The organism is Stenotrophomonas sp. Ker107b, assembly GCF_053847245.1.
The window spans coordinates 663,130-678,476 of sequence record NZ_JBSPHX010000001.1; the positions used below are offsets into that span (position 1 = coordinate 663,130).

Below are 15,347 nucleotides of genomic sequence, written 5' to 3' on the forward strand. Positions count from 1 at the left end.
GCGTGACCGCGCGGTTCACGTCGCCGTAGCTGCCGATCGGCTGTGATGGGGCTCCCCTTACAGGAGCCACCTCATGGCCGAACTCGACCGCCAGCAGCACATCAAACAACTGGCTGAACTGATCCGCGATGTGGACATCGCGATGTTCACCACGGTCGGCGCGGACGGGCGCTTGTTCAGCCGTCCGCTGGGCACGCAGGAAGTCGAATTCGATGGCGACCTGTGGTTCGCCACCGGGGCCGACAGCCCGAAGATCGCGGAGATCACCGCCAACCCGCGCGTCAACGTGGCCTATGCCTCGCCGTCGGGCAACACCTATGTGTCCGTCTCGGGCACCGCGCGCGTGGTCCATGACCGCGCCAAGATCGATGAGCTCTGGTCCCCGGCGATGAAGATCTTCTTCCCCGGCGGCAAGGACGACCCGAACCTGCGCCTGATCCATGTCAGCGCCGAATCGGCCGAGTACTGGGATGGCCCCGGTGGCCTGCTCGGCAAGGCACTGTACTTCGTGCTGTCGGCGGTCACCGATGATCCGGGCGCCATGTCCGACACCGGTACGGTGGATCTCAAGCCCGGCGTTTAAGCAGGTTCAACGCATCGGCCACGCGCCGGATGCTGTTCGCTCCGCAAGAACGGCGCTTACCCCGAAAAGGGGCAGCGCCGTTTTTGTTGACGTGGTCTCTTGCCTTGCTTCGCTCGGTCAGCCGAGCCCCGCGCTCGACGCGGCCCCGCCTGCTCAGCCAAACCAGCGCTGGAACAGATCCACCGTATAGCCCACCAGCTGCCCCGAACTGACGCCGAAGAACAACACGGCGGCGACCGCGCCGATCCAGTTGAGCAGCATCAGCACGCCATCGCGTTCCAGCAATGCGAGCGCGAACAGCAGCAGCTGGAAGCCGAACAGATAATTGGTGAGCGGGATCGGCAGCGACAGCAGCACGCCGATCAGTATCAGCAGCAGGCCGCTGAAGGCATGTGCGGGCAGCGGTACCAGCAGGCCGCGCATCCGCGGCTTGAGCAGGCGGTCCAGCCGCCGCAGTGGACGGTCGATGCGCTCCAGGAACCGATGCATGGTGCCGCGCTTGGGTCCGCGGTTGCGGATGAAGCCGGGCAGCCAGGGCCGGCGCATGCCGCACAGCATCTGCGCGCCGATCAGCACCACCAGCGGTCCACTGACCGCGCCGCCCAGCCCGGGGATCGGGATGAAGGCCGGGAGGATCGCCACGAACAGGAACACACCGAACGCGCTCTGCTGCAGATCCTGCAGGATCTGGCCGAGCAGCAGCCGTTCCTCCGGGTCACCGTGGTCGAACATCGCCAGCAGGGTACGGATACCCTCGTTGCGGTACTGGGGCCGCGTCGGGTCCGGCGGCGTCGGCTCAGCCGGTGATGTCATCGGTCTCGTCTTCGCTCAGGGTGCGCAGCAACAGCTTGTCGACACGGGCACCGTCGAGATCGACGATCTCGATGCGCCAGCCGGCCCAATCGAAGTACTCGCCCGCATGCGGGATGCGGCCGAAATAGTGGATGCACATGCCGGCCAGCGTGTAGTAGTCGCCATCGTCGGCATCGGGCAGCTCGGCGTTGCCCATCAGTTCGCGCAGGTCTTCGATCGAGAGCGAGCCATCGACCAGGAACGAGCCGTCCTCACGGGTCACGACCAGCGCGTCCTCGTCCACGTTCTCCACCGACTGCAGGCGGCCGACCACCGCGCCCATCAGGTCGCTGATGGTGACCAGGCCCTGGATCTCGCCGTACTCGTCCACCACCAGCGCCATCGACTGCTGTTCCTCGCGGAAAATCTCCAGCAGCTTCATCGCATGGGTGGACTCGGAGACGTACAGCGGCTCGCGCAGGTTCTGGAACAGCGAATGGTCATCGCGCACCAGGCGCGTCACCAGGCTCTTGACCTCCAGCACGCCGACGATGTCCTGGTCGTTGTCGCGGAACACCGGGTAACGCGAGAACTCGTTCTCGCGCATGGTCGCGATGTTCTTCTCCGGATCGGCCTGCGTATCCAGCCAGGCAATCCGGTTGCGGGGGGTCATCAGGCTATCGGCGGTGCGGTCGCCCAGGCGCATGACGCGGTTCATCATGTCGCGCTCATGGGCATCGATCACGCCGGCCTCGTGGCTTTCGGCCACCAGCATGCGGATTTCCTCTTCGGTGACCGAGGCGGCCTCGTCCTTGCCCAGGCCCAGCACGCGCAGCACCAGTCGGGTGCTGTGCGAGAGCAGCCACACCGCCGGGAAGGCGATACGTGACAGCCAGCCCATCGGCCATGCCACCAGCCCGGCAATATCCTCCGAACGGGTGATCGCCAGGCGTTTGGGGACCAGTTCGCCGAAGATCAGCGTCAGGAAGGTGATCAGGGCGACCGCAAGCGCCTTGCCGACTTCCGCGGAATAGGCGAAGGCCGGCACGATGCCGTGCAGCCACTCGGCGATGGCCAGGCCGATCGCCTCACCGCCGAACACACCGGTCAGGATGCCGATCAGGGTGATGCCGATCTGGACCGTGGACAGGAAGCTCTCCGGCTTCTCGGACAGGGCGAGGGCGCGCTCGGCGCGCTTGCTGGACCCTGCCATCTGCTTCAGCCGGCTCTTGCGCGAGGTCATGACCGACATCTCGGACATGGCGAAGAAGCCGTTGAGCAGGATCAGGGCGAGGACAATAATCAGTTCAAACACGGGCGACTTCCCCGGTTGGTGGCAGGGAGGGCGTGTTCAAGCGATGTCGGCTACCGGAGGGCGCGTAAGCGCGGCGGTGCGGCGGGGGGTAAGGGTCGTCGTCCATAGAGTGCACCCGAAGGTGCCCGCGCATCTTAACAAAAGGCCGGGGCAGGGGTGCAAACAGAGTCGTTCAGACGGGGCCGTCCCGGCGTGAAGAAGGGGGGGAGTACCCGGAACAGACATCAAACCGTCATAATTCCGCCCGGTGCCGTCCTTCCTCGACGGCGAATAGGTTTCTCAATGTTCTCTCTGCAGACCATTTTTGGCTCCGGCAAACAGTTCTATACCCTGCTGGACGAGGCTGCCCAGGCCGCCCAGGACAGTTCCAAGGCGCTGCACTCCATGCTGCGCGAAGCGGACCGCCAGCCGGCGCTGGACGCCTTCAAGCTGGCCCGCCTGCGCGAGCGCGCGGCCTCGGACAAGATCAGCCAGGCGCTGGTCGACAGCTTCATGACCCCGATCGAGCGCGAAGACATCGAAGCGCTGGGCTCGGCGCTGTACAAGATTCCCAAGCAGATCGAGAAGTTCGCCGATCGCTATTCGCTGGCCACCCAGCATCTGGAACACATCGATTTCGCGCCGCGCGCGGCGATGCTGGAACAGGCGGCCAGCGTGGTGGTGGAAATGGTCAACGACCTGCGCCACATGAACCTGGACCGGATGACCGCGCTCAACGAGAAGCTGCGTTCGCTGGAAAACGAAGCCGACCGCCTGATGCTCGAGCTGTACCGCGACATCTACTCCGGCCGCCTGGACAGCCTGCAGATGTTCCTGCTCAAGGAATTCTTCGAGATCCTGGAAAAGGCCATCGATCGTTGCCGCGAGGCCGGCGTGGTGGCGTACCAGATCGTCTTGAAGAACAGCTGACGGACGCCACAGCATGCTGACCCTTGTCCTGGTGGTGATCCTGGCCGCACTCGTTTTCGAGTTCATCAACGGCTTCCACGACACCGCCAACTCCATCGCCACCGTGGTGGCGACCAAAGTGCTCTCGCCCGGCTGGGCGGTGATGCTCGCCGCATTCATGAACTTGATCGGCGCGCTGACCGGCACCGCCGTCGCGCTGACCATCGCCTCGGGCCTGCTCAACACCAACGTGGTCGATGTGACCCCGCAGGTGATCCTGTGTGCGCTGCTGGGCGGCATCATCTGGAACCTGATCACGTGGTGGAAGGGGCTGCCGTCCTCGTCATCGCACGCCCTGATCGGCGGCCTGTGCGGCGCTGGCCTGGCCGCTGCCCACAACAACTGGGATGCCCTGATCTGGTCCGAGCGCATCGGCACCTGGGCCCAGAACAAGGGCCTGCTGTGGAAGGTGTTCCTGCCGATGATCACCTCGCCGATCGCCGGCTTCCTGCTCGGCATCGCGGTGATGCTGCTGCTGTGGGGCATGATCGCGGGCATGGCGAAGATCGGTGGCTTCCTGGGCCGTCTGGCCCGCCCGCGCATCGTCAATGCGTTCTTCGGCAAGGCGCAGATCGTGTCGGCGGCCTACATGGGCTTCGCCCACGGCCACAACGATGCGCAGAAGACCATGGGCATCATCGCCATGACCCTGATCGGTGCCGAGGCAACCGGTGCGCTGAACGACCTGCCGTCCTGGCTGGCCTTCATGCACCCGGACGCGAGCGCCGGTGACGGCATCGCGATGTGGATCGTGCTGACCTGCGCCGTGGTGATGGCCGCCGGTACCGCCTCGGGCGGCTGGAAGATCATCAAGACGCTGGGCCACAAGATGGTCAAGCTGCATCCGATCCACGGCTTCGCCGCGGAAACGAGCTCGGCCACGATCCTGACCGTGGCGGCGCACTTCGGCATGCCGGTCTCGACCACCCACAGCATCTCCACCGCGATCATGGGCGTGGGCTTCGCCAAGAACCCGCGTTCGCTGCGCTTCGGCGTGATCGAGCGGATCGTGTGGGCGTGGATCCTGACCATCCCGGCTGCCGGCGGGTGTGCGTACCTGATCCTGCGTCTGTTCGAACTGTTCGGCTGGGCCTGATCGGTCCGCACGGTTGAACATCGAAAAGCCCGCCGGAAGGCGGGCTTTTTCGTGGGAGTGAGCGTGCCGGACCGGGCGGGGTGAGGCCGGTACACGCAGGATGGCGTCGCGCCGGTTCTAACGCGGCGCTGGGTCGGCCCGATCCTGCCACTCGCGTACCAGCAGGCCGTAGAGGGCTGAATCGGATACCTCGCCGGCGACCCGCCAGCGTTCCCGCAGCAGCCCTTCGCGCAGGAAGCCGAGCCGCTCCAGCACCTTCGCCGAGGGCCCGTTGCGCGGATCGATCTCCGCCTCCAGGCGCCGCAGGTGCAGCACATCGAACAGATACGCCACGAACCGTGACAGCGCCTCGTGCATGTAGCCCTTGCCCTGTGCCGACGGGGCAAGGTGATACCCGATCTCCGCGCGCCTGGACGTTTCGTCGATCGCGAACACCACCACGACCCCCAGCAGCGGCCCGTCCGCACGTTCACGGATCGCCAGTTTGAGCTGCGTGCCGGCATCGATCGCGGCCAGATCGTCGAGGATCTGCACGTAGGCCTGTTTCAGGTCGGTCCACGCCGGATGGTTCCAGTAGCGCATCACCGCACGGTCGGACTGGATCGCAAACAGCGCCTGGGCGTCTGTCGCGCGGATCGGCGTCAGCACCAAGCGTTCGCTGTCCAGCTGCAGGGTCGGGTCGAACGGCATGCGGGTTCCTGTGATCGTGATGCGGCCAAGGTAGCCGCTCCTACCGCGTGCATCCATGCCGGGGGTGCTTCCGCGTCAAGAAAAAACCCGCCGGAAGGCGGGTTTTTTCAGGATCACAAGCGGCCGATCAGACCTCCAGTGAAGCCAGATCGCCCTTCTTTTCCAGCCAGCCCTTGCGGTCGCTGGCGCGTTTCTTGGCCAGCAGCATGTCCATCAGCGAATGGGTCTGCTCGCCGTCATCGATGGTCAGCTGCACCAGGCGGCGCGTGTCGGGATGGATGGTGGACTCACGCAGCTGCTGCGGATTCATTTCACCCAGGCCCTTGAAGCGGGTCACGCTGATCTGGCCCTTGATCTTCTCGCGCTCGATCTTGTCCAGCATCGTGCGCTTCTCTTCCTCGTCCAGGGCGTAGAACACCTGCTTGCCCACGTCGACACGGAACAGCGGCGGCATCGCCACGAACACGTGGCCGGCATCGACCAGCGCCGGGAAGTGCTTGAGGAACAGCGCGGTCAGCAGAGTGGCGATGTGCAGGCCGTCCGAGTCGGCGTCGGCCAGGATGACAACCTTGCCGTAGCGCAGCCCGGCGATGTCGTCCTTGCCCGGGTCGCAGCCGATCGCGATGGCCAGGTTGTGGACTTCTTCGGAGGCCAGCACGCTGCCCGAGGACACTTCCCAGGTGTTGAGGATCTTGCCGCGCAGCGGCAGGATCGCCTGGAAGTCCTTGTCACGGGCCTGCTTGGCGCTGCCACCGGCGGAGTCGCCTTCGACCAGGAACAGCTCGGTACGCGACAGGTCCTGGCTGATGCAGTCGGCCAGCTTGCCGGGCAGGGCGGGGCCCTGGGTGACCTTCTTGCGGGTCACCAGCTTCTCGGTCTTCAAACGCGCACTGGCGCGCTCGATCGCCAGCTGCGCGATCTGCTCGCCCAATGCGACGTTCTGGTTGAGCAGCAGGCTGAAGGCATCGTGCGCGGCGCCCTCGACGAAGCCCGCGGCCTGGCGCGAGGACAGGCGTTCCTTGGTCTGGCCGCTGAACTGCGGGTCGGTCATCTTCAGCGACAGCACGAACGACACGCGGTCCCAGACATCTTCCGGGGCCAGCTTGACGCCACGCGGCAGCAGGTTGCGGAAGTCGCAGAACTCGCGCAGCGCCTCGGTCAGGCCGGTGCGCAGGCCGTTGGCGTGGGTGCCGTGCTGGGCGGTCGGGATCAGGTTGACGTAGCTTTCCTGGACCAGTTCGCCCTCGGGGATCCAGGCCAGGGCCCAGTCCACGATCTCGTTTTCTTTCTTGAGGTGACCCACGAACAGGTCGGCGGGCAGCATCTCGCGCTCGCCGAGTTCGGCCTTGAGGTAATCGCTCAGGCCATCCTCGTAGTACCAGGTGTCCTGCTCGCCGGTGGCTTCATCGAGAAGCTTCACGGTCAGGCCCGGGCACAGCACGGCCTTGGCGCGCAGCAGGTGGCGCAGCCCACGCAGGTTGTACTTGGGCGTGTCGAAGTACTTCGGGTCGGCCCAGAAGCGCACGCGGGTACCGGTGTTCTTCTTGCCGACGCTGCCGACCACTTCCAGCGGGGTGGCGCGGTCGCCGTTGCGGAAGGTGATGCGGTGTTCGCTCCCCTCGCGCTTGATGTGCACTTCCACCAGGGTGGACAACGCGTTGACTACGCTGACGCCAACGCCATGCAGGCCGCCGGAGAAGGTGTAGTTCTTGTTGTTGAACTTGCCGCCCGCGTGCAGGCGGGTCAGGATCAGTTCGACGCCGGGGATCTTCTCCTCGGGGTGGATGTCCACGGGCATGCCACGGCCGTCATCGCTGACTTCGCAGCTGCCGTCCTTGAACAGCGTGACGTCGACCGTGTGGGCGTGTCCGGCCAAGGCTTCGTCGACGGCATTGTCGATGACTTCCTGCGCCAGATGGTTCGGGCGCGCGGTGTCGGTGTACATGCCGGGGCGGCGCTTGACCGGGTCCAGGCCGGACAGGACTTCAATATCGGCGGCGTTATAGCGGGCGTTCATCTGTCTTCATAAAGCGCAATGCGACGGCGAAGTTTGCGGTCTGGACGGGTTTTTTGCACGCCACACGTTCAGGGGGCGGCCGACCGGGGCGCGATAGACTGTGCTGGATGGGAAACCGGAGCCTCCGGCGCCCCATTCCATGCCATACCGCGAGGAGCACCCCATGAAGAAGTTGCTGACCATCGTTGCCATCGCCGCCGCCGTCGTGGCCGTGCCCATGGCACTGGCCCAGAACGCCGGACAGGGCCAGCCCACGCCGCAGCAGGGCGAACAGGCCGACAAAGCGCAGGCCGAGGCGGACGCCAAGGCCAAGCGCCGCGCCGCCGCCACGGCCGAAATGAAGGCCAAGGGCGAGCAGGCCCCGCAGAAGGAGGAAGAGGAAGAAGCGCGGAAGAAGCGATAAGCGCTTCGCGCTGACGCTTCCCCACGGTTTGCGCGGCAAACCGTGGGCCCCGCTCACCCCCTCCTCCACATCCCCGCGCCTGTCGGCGCGCCCCCTTGAACTCCAAGGGGGCTCTCCACCAGAGAGACCTGGGGAGCTGAAAAAGTATCCAACATGAGCCCCGGTATCGCGCCGGGGCTCTTCTTTTTATGTGAAGACCGTCCTCCGCCCCTTGGGCTGGAGGCCGTCAATCTGTAAACTATGGCTTTCCGGGAGTAGTGCGTGTCATCCATCAGCGAATGGACTGGCCTGATCGTGCGCGATCGCCAGCAGGGTAGGCAGGAGGTGACGGTCCAGACAGCGGCCGGCACGGCTGACCCGACGTCGCTGACCCACTCCCGCACCGTATCCCCCCTGATCCCGGTCCTGGCGCGTGAAGACGCCGCCGCCAGCCGGATCCTCTCGATTTCCCCCTTTACGTCGTCCGTCGCCCCGCGCGCCGGCGCCGTTTCCCCCTTCCTGACAGGACACCCCCAGCCATGACTCCCTTGATCTTCGTAACCGGCGGCGTAGTGTCCTCGCTCGGCAAAGGCATTGCCGCCGCGTCGCTTGCCGCCATCCTCGAGGCCCGCGGCCTGCGGGTGACGATGATGAAGCTCGATCCGTACATCAACGTCGACCCGGGCACCATGAGCCCGTTCCAGCACGGTGAGGTCTACGTCACCGATGACGGCGCCGAGACCGACCTGGATCTGGGCCATTACGAGCGCTTCGTGCGCACCCGCCTGAGCCGCAAGAACTCGGTCACCACCGGCCGCATCTACGAGAACGTGATCCGCAAGGAGCGCCGCGGCGACTACCTCGGCGCCACCGTGCAGGTCATCCCGCACATCACCGATGAAATCCGCCGCTGCATGGACGAGGCCACCGAAGGCTTCGACGTGGCGCTGGTGGAGATCGGCGGCACCGTGGGCGACATCGAGTCGCTGCCGTTCCTGGAAGCGATCCGCCAGGTACGCACCGAGCGCGGCCCGGAGAAGGCGCTGTTCATGCACCTGACCCTGGTGCCGTACATCGCCGCTGCCGGTGAGCTGAAGACCAAGCCGACCCAGCACTCGGTCAAGGAACTGCGCTCGATCGGCATCCAGCCGGACGTGCTGCTGTGCCGTTCCGAGCAGGTCGTGCCGGATTCGGAGCGCCGCAAGATCGCCCAGTTCACCAACGTCTCCGAGCGCGCCGTGATCAGCGTGCCGGACGTGGACGTGCTGTACCGCATCCCGATGGGCCTGCACGCGCAGGGTCTGGACGACATCGTCGTCAACCAGCTCAAGCTCGGCGACAAGGCCGGCCCGGTCGATCTGGCCGAGTGGGAAGCGGCGGTGGATGCCACGCTGCACCCGCTGGACGAGGTCACCATCGCGGTGGTCGGCAAGTATGTCGATCACCAGGACGCCTACAAGTCGGTCGGCGAGGCGCTCAAGCACGGTGGCCTGCGCCAGCGCACCAAGGTCAACCTGAAGTGGCTCGAAGCACAGGAGCTGGAAGACAGCGACCTGGCCGCACTCAAGGACGTCGACGGCATCCTGGTGCCGGGCGGCTTCGGCGACCGTGGCTTCGAAGGCAAGGTGTTGAGCTCGCAGTTCGCCCGCGAGCAGAACGTGCCGTACTTCGGCATCTGCTACGGCATGCAGGCCGCGGTGGTCGATTTCGCCCGCCACGTGGCCGGCCTGGAGGGCGCCAACAGCACCGAGAACGACCGCCAGTCGCCCAACCCGGTGATCGGCCTGATCACCGAATGGCGCACCGCCACCGGCGATGTCGAGAAGCGCGACGACAAGAGCGATCTGGGCGGCACCATGCGCCTGGGCCTGCAGGAGCAGCGCCTGAAGCCGGGCACGCTGGCCCGCGAGCTGTACGGCAAGGACGTGGTGTCCGAGCGTCACCGCCACCGCTACGAGTTCAACAACCGCTACCGCACCCAGCTGGAAGATGCGGGCCTGGTGATCGCCGGCAAATCGATGGATGACACTCTGGTGGAAGTCATCGAACTGCCGCGCGACCAGCACCCGTGGTTCCTGGCCTGCCAGGCGCACCCGGAGTTCCTGTCCACGCCGCGCGAGGGCCACCCGCTGTTCATCGGCTTCATCCGTGCCGCGCGCGAGCGCAAGGCCGGTGGCAAGCTGGCGCAGGATGCAGCGGCCTGATCGCGGCCTCATTAATCACCCTCGGCGGCTGGCCTGGCCAGCGTTTGCCGGACAACAAGGAAATGCCATGAAACTGTGTGGATTCGACGTCGGGCTGGACCAGCCCCTGTTCCTGATCGCCGGCCCGTGTGTGATCGAGTCGATGCAGCTGCAGCTGGACGTGGCGGGCAAGTTGAAGGAGATCACCGATCGCCTCGGCATCAACTTCATCTTCAAGTCGAGCTTCGACAAGGCCAACCGCACCTCCGGCACCGCCTTCCGCGGTCCGGGCATGGAAGAAGGCCTGAAGGTCCTGGCCGAAGTGAAGAAGCAGATCGGCGTGCCGGTGCTGACCGACGTGCACGAATACACCCCGATGGATGAAGTGGCCTCGGTGGTGGACGTGTTGCAGACCCCGGCGTTCCTGGTGCGCCAGACCGATTTCATCACCAAGGTGTGCGCCACCGGCAAGCCGGTGAACATCAAGAAGGGTCAGTTCCTGTCCCCGTGGGACATGAAGCCTGTCGTGGAGAAGGCCAAAGCCACCGGCAACCAGGACATCATGGTCTGCGAGCGCGGTGCCAGCTTCGGCTACAACAATCTGGTCAGCGACATGCGCTCGCTGTCGGTGATGCGCGATACCGGCTGCCCGGTCGTGTTCGATGCCACCCATTCGGTGCAGCTGCCGGGCGGGCAGGGCAACAGCTCCGGTGGCCAGCGCGAGTTCGTGCCGGTGCTGGCGCGTGCGGCGGTCGCTGTCGGTGTGTCGGGCCTGTTCGCCGAGACCCACCCGGATCCGTCCAAGGCGCTGTCCGATGGGCCCAACGCATGGCCGCTGGACCGCATGGAAGAGCTGCTCGAAACCCTGATGGAGCTCGACGCGGTCACCAAGAAGCACGGGTTCTCGCGCTTCGCATGACGGGTGACGTTCCGGCGTCACCCGCGGTGCGCCGCGGCTGGCGTGGCTGGGCCTGGGGCTGGATCGCGCTGGGCGCGGCGATCGCGGTCTGGTGCGGGGTGTTCCTGCAGGTCGTGCTGATGTTCGCCAGCGTCGGTTCGCCCGGCGATGGCGACAACGCATTGCGCTCGGTGATGCCGATGCTGCTGGTGACGCTGTCGCTGACCGGCACCGCCGCGCTGTCCTGTGTGATCGCCAGCGTGCTGGCGTTCCGGCTGCGCCGGCAACCGGCCGGTGGCGGCGTGGCGCTGGCATTGCTGGCGTTGTTGCTGGTGGTGCTGGTGATCCCGTCGCTGGTTCCGAGCACCTCCAGTGTGGTTGGCAGGCTGTCCGCGCCCACGCCGATTTGGCAAGTGACGGGTGTGCAGGGATAATCACGCGGCATGTTTTATTCGGCGCTGCATTGGCGGCGCCTTCCCTCTCTGACTGGTAACCGGCCCGCTATGACCACGATCCGCAGCATCCACGCCCGTGAAATCCTCGACAGCCGTGGCAACCCCACGCTGGAAGCCGAAGTCATCCTCGAGGACGGCTCCTTCGGTCGTGCCGCCGTGCCCTCGGGCGCCTCGACCGGCACCAAGGAAGCCGTGGAGCTGCGTGACGGCGACAAGACCCGTTACCTGGGCAAGGGCGTGCGCAACGCCGTGTCCAACGTCAACACCACCATCGCGACCGCGCTGAAGGGCTTCGATGCCGCCGACCAGGAAGGCCTCGACCGCCGCCTGATCGATCTGGACGGCACCGAGAACAAGGGCCGCCTGGGCGCGAACGCGCTGCTGGGGGTTTCGCTGGCCAATGCCCACGCCGTGGCCGCCTCGAAGAAGCAGGCGCTGTGGCAGCACCTGGCCAACGGCCGCGACGTCACCCTTCCGGTGCCGATGATGAACATCATCAACGGCGGCGCGCATGCCGACAACAACGTCGACTTCCAGGAATTCATGGTGCTGCCGGTCGGCTTCACCTCGTTCTCCGAGTCGCTGCGTGCCGGTACCGAAATCTTCCATTCGCTCAAGTCGGTGCTCAAGGGCCACGGCCTGAGCACGGCGGTGGGCGACGAAGGCGGCTTCGCGCCGGACTTCCGCAGCAACGTCGAGGCACTGGACACCATCCTGGAAGCCATCGGCAAGGCCGGCTACACCGCCGGTGAAGACGTGCTGCTGGGCCTGGACGTGGCCTCCAGCGAGTTCTACGAGAACGGCAAGTACAACCTGGTCGGCGAGAACAAGCGCCTGACCTCCGAGCAGTTCGTCGACTTCCTGGCCGACTGGGCCGCGCAGTACCCGATCGTGACCATCGAAGACGGCCTGGCCGAGAACGACTGGGCCGGCTGGAAGCTGCTGACCGACCGCATCGGCAGCAAGGTGCAGCTGGTGGGTGACGATCTGTTCGTCACCAACCCGAAGATCTTCAAGGAAGGCATCGAGTCCGGCACCGCCAATGCGATCCTGATCAAGGTCAACCAGATCGGCACCCTGACCGAGACCCTGGAAGCGATCGCCATGGCGCACGCGGCCAACTATGCCTCGATCGTCTCGCACCGTTCGGGCGAAACCGAAGACACCACCATCGCCGACATCGCCGTGGCCACCACCGCCACCCAGATCAAGACCGGCTCGCTGTGCCGCAGCGATCGCGTGGCCAAGTACAACCAGTTGCTGCGTATCGAGGAAGCCCTCGGTGCCGGCGCGCGTTACGCCGGTCGTGACGCGTTCGTGTCGCTGAAGCGCTGATCCCATGCGCAACTGGCGCTGGCTGCTGCTGGTGCTCGCGCTGCTGCTCGCATGGCTGCAGTACCGCTTCTGGTTTGGACCGGGCAACTCGGGCGAAGTGATGACGCTCGAGGCCCAGGTCGAGAACCAGAAGCGGGACAACGCCGGCCTGCAGCAGCGCAATGATGCGCTCGCTGCCGAGGTCAAGGACCTCAAGGAAGGCGAGGCCGCCATCGAAGAACGCGCGCGCAGTGAGCTGGGCATGATCAAGCCCGGCGAGAAGTTCTACCGCGTGGTCGAAGACGCGCCGGTGCCGCCGCCGCGTGCGCCGACGGCCGTCACCGATCCGGATGCGCCGCACCAGGATGTGCCCTGATGGCGGGCATCTGGGCGGTGGTGCCTGCTGCCGGCCGTGGCACCCGCTTCGGCGGGCCCACACCCAAGCAGTATCTGCTGGCCGGCGACCGCGTGTTGCTGGCCCATACCCTGGAGGCGCTGCTCTCGCACCCGGTCGTGACCGGGGTGATGGTGGTGGTCGCCGAGAACGACGCCGACTGGCCGGGCTGGCAGTCACTGGCGGACAAACCCATCCTGACCTGCATCGGCGGGGCGACCCGCGCCGGCTCGGTGCTGGCCGGCCTGCAGGCGTTGCCCGATGACGTGCGCGCGGACGATTTCGTGCTGGTGCACGACGCCGCACGTCCGAACCTGGCCGCTGCCGATCTTGGTCGCCTGCTGGAAGTCGGCCGTGCCGACCCGGTCGGGGCGATCCTGGCCGCGCCCGTGCGCGACACGCTCAAGCGTGCCGGCGATGACGGCGGTATCGATGCCACCGAGCCGCGTGAACGGCTGTGGCGTGCGCTGACCCCGCAGCTGTTCCGCCGCTACCAGTTGGCGCGCGCGCTGCAGGAGGCGGCCGACGCCGGCGTGGAGGTCACCGACGAGGCCATGGCCATGGAGCGCCAGGGGCTGCGCCCGCTGCTGGTGGAAGGCAGCGAAGACAACTTCAAGGTCACCACGCCGGCTGATCTGTCCCGTTTCGAATTCGTGTTGTCGCGTCGCGACCCCTGACGTCCGCACGCGCCGCACCCAACCGCAGGTTTTTCGCAATGACCACGCCCCAGTTTCCTCCCTTCCGTATCGGACAGGGCTACGACGTCCATGCCTTCGGCGAGGGCGACCACGTCATGCTCGGCGGTATCCGCGTCGCGCACAGCAGTGGCGTGCTCGCGCACAGCGACGGCGATGTGATCCTGCATGCGCTGTGCGATGCGATGCTCGGTGCGCTGGCACTGGGCGACATCGGTGTGCATTTCCCGCCGACCGACATGCGCTGGAAAGGCGCGGACAGTGCGCACCTGCTGGATCATTGCAACGGGCTGCTGCGCGAGCGCGGCTGGCAGGTCGGCAACACCGACATCACCGTGATCTGCGAGCGGCCCAAGGTCGGTCCGCACGCGCTGGCCATGCGTGAGCGCATCGCTGCCGTGCTCGGCATTGCATTGGACTGCGTGAGCGTGAAAGCCACCACGTCCGAGAAGCTGGGCTTCACCGGCCGCAGCGAGGGCATCGCCGCCCAGGCCAGCGTGCTGTTGGTGGCGCTGTGATTCCGTTGCCGCTGGCGTTCGGCGCGCCGCTGCTCAGCGCGAAGATCCGCACCACGCCCGAGGATTTCCAGGTGGACGAACTGCCGGCGTTCGAGCCGAGCGGCGAGGGCGAGCACCTGCTGCTGACGATCCGCAAGCGCGGGGCGAACACGGTGCACGTGGCCAAGGTGCTGGCCAAGTGGGCCGGCCTGCCGGACATGGCGGTCAGCTACGCCGGCATGAAGGATCGCCACGCGGTCACCACGCAGCGCTTCAGCGTGCACCTGCCCAAGCGCGTGGCGCCGGATCCGGCGCTGCTGGCCTCGGACGAGATCGAGGTGGTCGAGTCGACCTGGCACAACCGCAAGCTGCAGCGCGGTGCGCTGGCTGGCAACCGCTTCAAGCTGGTGCTGCGCGATGTGCGCGGCGATGCCGCGGCCATCGAAGAGCGCCTGTCCCATATCGCCTCGCGCGGTCTGCCGAACTGGTTCGGTGAACAGCGCTTCGGTCGCGATGGTGGCAACGTGCCGGCCGCGCTGGCGATGTTCGGTGGCCGCCGCATGCGACCCGATCAACGCTCGCTGCTGCTCTCAGCGGCGCGTTCGGCACTGTTCAACCAGGTGCTGGCGGCGCGCGTGGAGCAGGGCAACTGGGACACCCCGCTGGACGGCGAGGTCTGGATGCTGGATGGCAGCCGCAGTGTCTTCGGCCCGGAGCCGTGGACGGATCTGCTCGCCGATCGCCTTGGCCGCTTCGATATCCACCCCAGCGGCCCGTTGTGGGGCGAGGGTGAGCTGCGCAGCACCGGTGCCGCCGCGGAGCTGGAGCTGGGCGCTGTCGCCGATGAACAGTCGCTTGCACTGCGTGCCGGCCTGGAAAGCGCCCGCCTGAAGCAGGAACGCCGCGCGCTGCGTCTGCGCCCGGCCATGCTGCAGCACCAGTGGCTGGCCCCGGACGTGCTGGAACTGAGCTTCGCGCTGCCGCCGGGCTGCTATGCCACGGCGGTGCTGCACGAGCTGGGTCCGGTGGACGACGCCAGCCAGGCCACACCGGAGGCGTAGAGCCACGCCATGCGGGCGTGCGGGTGG

Annotated in this window: 17 protein-coding genes; 13 read left to right on the forward strand and 4 right to left on the reverse strand. The window is 66.4% G+C overall.

Annotated features, from left to right (window positions below):
- The first annotated feature begins 73 nt into the window (after positions 1–73).
- Positions 74–583, forward strand: coding sequence for a pyridoxamine 5'-phosphate oxidase family protein (locus ACWV8V_RS03180; RefSeq protein ID WP_259260274.1), 510 nt, complete (start codon positions 74–76; stop codon positions 581–583).
- 153 nt (positions 584–736) lie between these two features.
- On the opposite strand, the gene ACWV8V_RS03185 is transcribed toward ACWV8V_RS03180, so the two are convergent.
- Positions 737–1,396 (reverse strand): exopolysaccharide biosynthesis protein, encoded by a 660-nt coding sequence (locus ACWV8V_RS03185; protein WP_455898929.1) that lies wholly within the window; start codon positions 1,394–1,396, stop codon positions 737–739.
- Positions 1,380–2,690: a hemolysin family protein gene (locus tag ACWV8V_RS03190; RefSeq protein WP_123728891.1), complete on the reverse strand. Its 1,311-nt coding sequence runs from the start codon at positions 2,688–2,690 to the stop codon at positions 1,380–1,382. Before ACWV8V_RS03190 ends, ACWV8V_RS03185 begins: the two co-directional genes overlap by 17 nt.
- Positions 2,691–2,972: 282 nt before the next feature.
- On the opposite strand from ACWV8V_RS03190, the gene ACWV8V_RS03195 reads away from it, so the two are divergent.
- A complete protein-coding gene (locus ACWV8V_RS03195) occupies positions 2,973–3,599 on the forward strand; it encodes a DUF47 domain-containing protein (RefSeq protein ID WP_121041743.1) in 627 nt (208 codons plus the stop codon).
- 13 nt (positions 3,600–3,612) lie between these two features.
- Complete coding sequence (locus ACWV8V_RS03200; protein WP_259260276.1) at positions 3,613–4,734, forward strand: inorganic phosphate transporter; 1,122 nt, start codon at positions 3,613–3,615, stop codon at positions 4,732–4,734.
- 117 nt (positions 4,735–4,851) lie between these two features.
- Here the strand turns inward: ACWV8V_RS03200 and ACWV8V_RS03205 are convergent, their stop codons facing one another.
- Positions 4,852–5,424: a GNAT family N-acetyltransferase gene (locus ACWV8V_RS03205; RefSeq protein ID WP_455898930.1), complete on the reverse strand. Its 573-nt coding sequence runs from the start codon at positions 5,422–5,424 to the stop codon at positions 4,852–4,854.
- Positions 5,425–5,551: 127 nt separating this feature from the next.
- Positions 5,552–7,441, reverse strand: coding sequence for a DNA topoisomerase IV subunit B (gene parE, locus ACWV8V_RS03210; RefSeq protein WP_123728894.1), 1,890 nt, complete (start codon positions 7,439–7,441; stop codon positions 5,552–5,554).
- Positions 7,442–7,604: 163 nt separating this feature from the next.
- Here parE and ACWV8V_RS03215 point away from each other — a divergent pair, with 163 nt between their 5' ends.
- The 10 genes from ACWV8V_RS03215 (at position 7,605) to truD (ending at position 15,320) form a co-directional block, all read left to right on the forward strand.
- Positions 7,605–7,844, forward strand: coding sequence for a hypothetical protein (locus ACWV8V_RS03215; protein ID WP_088433184.1), 240 nt, complete (start codon positions 7,605–7,607; stop codon positions 7,842–7,844).
- 261 nt (positions 7,845–8,105) lie between these two features.
- Positions 8,106–8,366 (forward strand): hypothetical protein, encoded by a 261-nt coding sequence (locus tag ACWV8V_RS03220; protein WP_455898931.1) that lies wholly within the window; start codon positions 8,106–8,108, stop codon positions 8,364–8,366.
- Positions 8,363–10,027, forward strand: a complete 1,665-nt coding sequence (locus ACWV8V_RS03225) for a CTP synthase (RefSeq protein ID WP_123728895.1) — start codon at positions 8,363–8,365, stop codon at positions 10,025–10,027. The genes ACWV8V_RS03220 and ACWV8V_RS03225 overlap by 4 nt, the downstream gene beginning before the upstream one ends.
- A 67-nt stretch (positions 10,028–10,094) precedes the next feature.
- Complete coding sequence (gene kdsA, locus ACWV8V_RS03230) at positions 10,095–10,925, forward strand: 3-deoxy-8-phosphooctulonate synthase (RefSeq protein WP_088433181.1); 831 nt, start codon at positions 10,095–10,097, stop codon at positions 10,923–10,925.
- Complete coding sequence (locus ACWV8V_RS03235; protein ID WP_259260282.1) at positions 10,922–11,338, forward strand: hypothetical protein; 417 nt, start codon at positions 10,922–10,924, stop codon at positions 11,336–11,338. Before kdsA ends, ACWV8V_RS03235 begins: the two co-directional genes overlap by 4 nt.
- A gap of 69 nt (positions 11,339–11,407) precedes the next feature.
- On the forward strand, positions 11,408–12,694 hold the full coding sequence (gene eno, locus ACWV8V_RS03240; RefSeq protein ID WP_179459257.1) for a phosphopyruvate hydratase: 1,287 nt from the start codon (positions 11,408–11,410) through the stop codon (positions 12,692–12,694).
- Positions 12,695–12,698: 4 nt separating this feature from the next.
- Positions 12,699–13,049, forward strand: a complete 351-nt coding sequence (gene ftsB, locus ACWV8V_RS03245) for a cell division protein FtsB (protein ID WP_259260283.1) — start codon at positions 12,699–12,701, stop codon at positions 13,047–13,049.
- Positions 13,046–13,744 (forward strand): 2-C-methyl-D-erythritol 4-phosphate cytidylyltransferase, encoded by a 699-nt coding sequence (gene ispD / locus ACWV8V_RS03250; protein ID WP_455899600.1) that lies wholly within the window; start codon positions 13,046–13,048, stop codon positions 13,742–13,744. Before ftsB ends, ispD begins: the two co-directional genes overlap by 4 nt.
- 38 nt (positions 13,745–13,782) lie before the next feature.
- Positions 13,783–14,280 carry a 2-C-methyl-D-erythritol 2,4-cyclodiphosphate synthase gene (ispF, locus tag ACWV8V_RS03255; RefSeq protein WP_259260284.1) on the forward strand — a complete coding sequence of 166 codons (498 nt, stop codon included), beginning with the start codon at positions 13,783–13,785 and terminating at the stop codon, positions 14,278–14,280.
- Positions 14,277–15,320, forward strand: a complete 1,044-nt coding sequence (gene truD / locus ACWV8V_RS03260) for a tRNA pseudouridine(13) synthase TruD (RefSeq protein ID WP_259260285.1) — start codon at positions 14,277–14,279, stop codon at positions 15,318–15,320. Before ispF ends, truD begins: the two co-directional genes overlap by 4 nt.
- Positions 15,321–15,347 lie beyond the last annotated feature (27 nt).

What these genes read in the sequence shown, in the direction of transcription:
- ACWV8V_RS03180 (WP_259260274.1), top strand. Translation starts at nt 74, where the DNA reads ATGGCCGAACTCGACCGCCAGCAGCACATCAAACAACTGGCTGAACTG.
- ACWV8V_RS03185 (WP_455898929.1), bottom strand. Translation starts at nt 1,396, where the DNA reads ATGACATCACCGGCTGAGCCGACGCCGCCGGACCCGACGCGGCCCCAG.
- ACWV8V_RS03195 (WP_121041743.1), top strand. Translation starts at nt 2,973, where the DNA reads ATGTTCTCTCTGCAGACCATTTTTGGCTCCGGCAAACAGTTCTATACC.
- ACWV8V_RS03200 (WP_259260276.1), top strand. Translation starts at nt 3,613, where the DNA reads ATGCTGACCCTTGTCCTGGTGGTGATCCTGGCCGCACTCGTTTTCGAG.
- ACWV8V_RS03205 (WP_455898930.1), bottom strand. Translation starts at nt 5,424, where the DNA reads ATGCCGTTCGACCCGACCCTGCAGCTGGACAGCGAACGCTTGGTGCTG.
- parE (WP_123728894.1), bottom strand. Translation starts at nt 7,441, where the DNA reads ATGAACGCCCGCTATAACGCCGCCGATATTGAAGTCCTGTCCGGCCTG.
- ACWV8V_RS03215 (WP_088433184.1), top strand. Translation starts at nt 7,605, where the DNA reads ATGAAGAAGTTGCTGACCATCGTTGCCATCGCCGCCGCCGTCGTGGCC.
- ACWV8V_RS03225 (WP_123728895.1), top strand. Translation starts at nt 8,363, where the DNA reads ATGACTCCCTTGATCTTCGTAACCGGCGGCGTAGTGTCCTCGCTCGGC.
- kdsA (WP_088433181.1), top strand. Translation starts at nt 10,095, where the DNA reads ATGAAACTGTGTGGATTCGACGTCGGGCTGGACCAGCCCCTGTTCCTG.
- ACWV8V_RS03235 (WP_259260282.1), top strand. Translation starts at nt 10,922, where the DNA reads ATGACGGGTGACGTTCCGGCGTCACCCGCGGTGCGCCGCGGCTGGCGT.
- eno (WP_179459257.1), top strand. Translation starts at nt 11,408, where the DNA reads ATGACCACGATCCGCAGCATCCACGCCCGTGAAATCCTCGACAGCCGT.
- ftsB (WP_259260283.1), top strand. Translation starts at nt 12,699, where the DNA reads ATGCGCAACTGGCGCTGGCTGCTGCTGGTGCTCGCGCTGCTGCTCGCA.
- ispF (WP_259260284.1), top strand. Translation starts at nt 13,783, where the DNA reads ATGACCACGCCCCAGTTTCCTCCCTTCCGTATCGGACAGGGCTACGAC.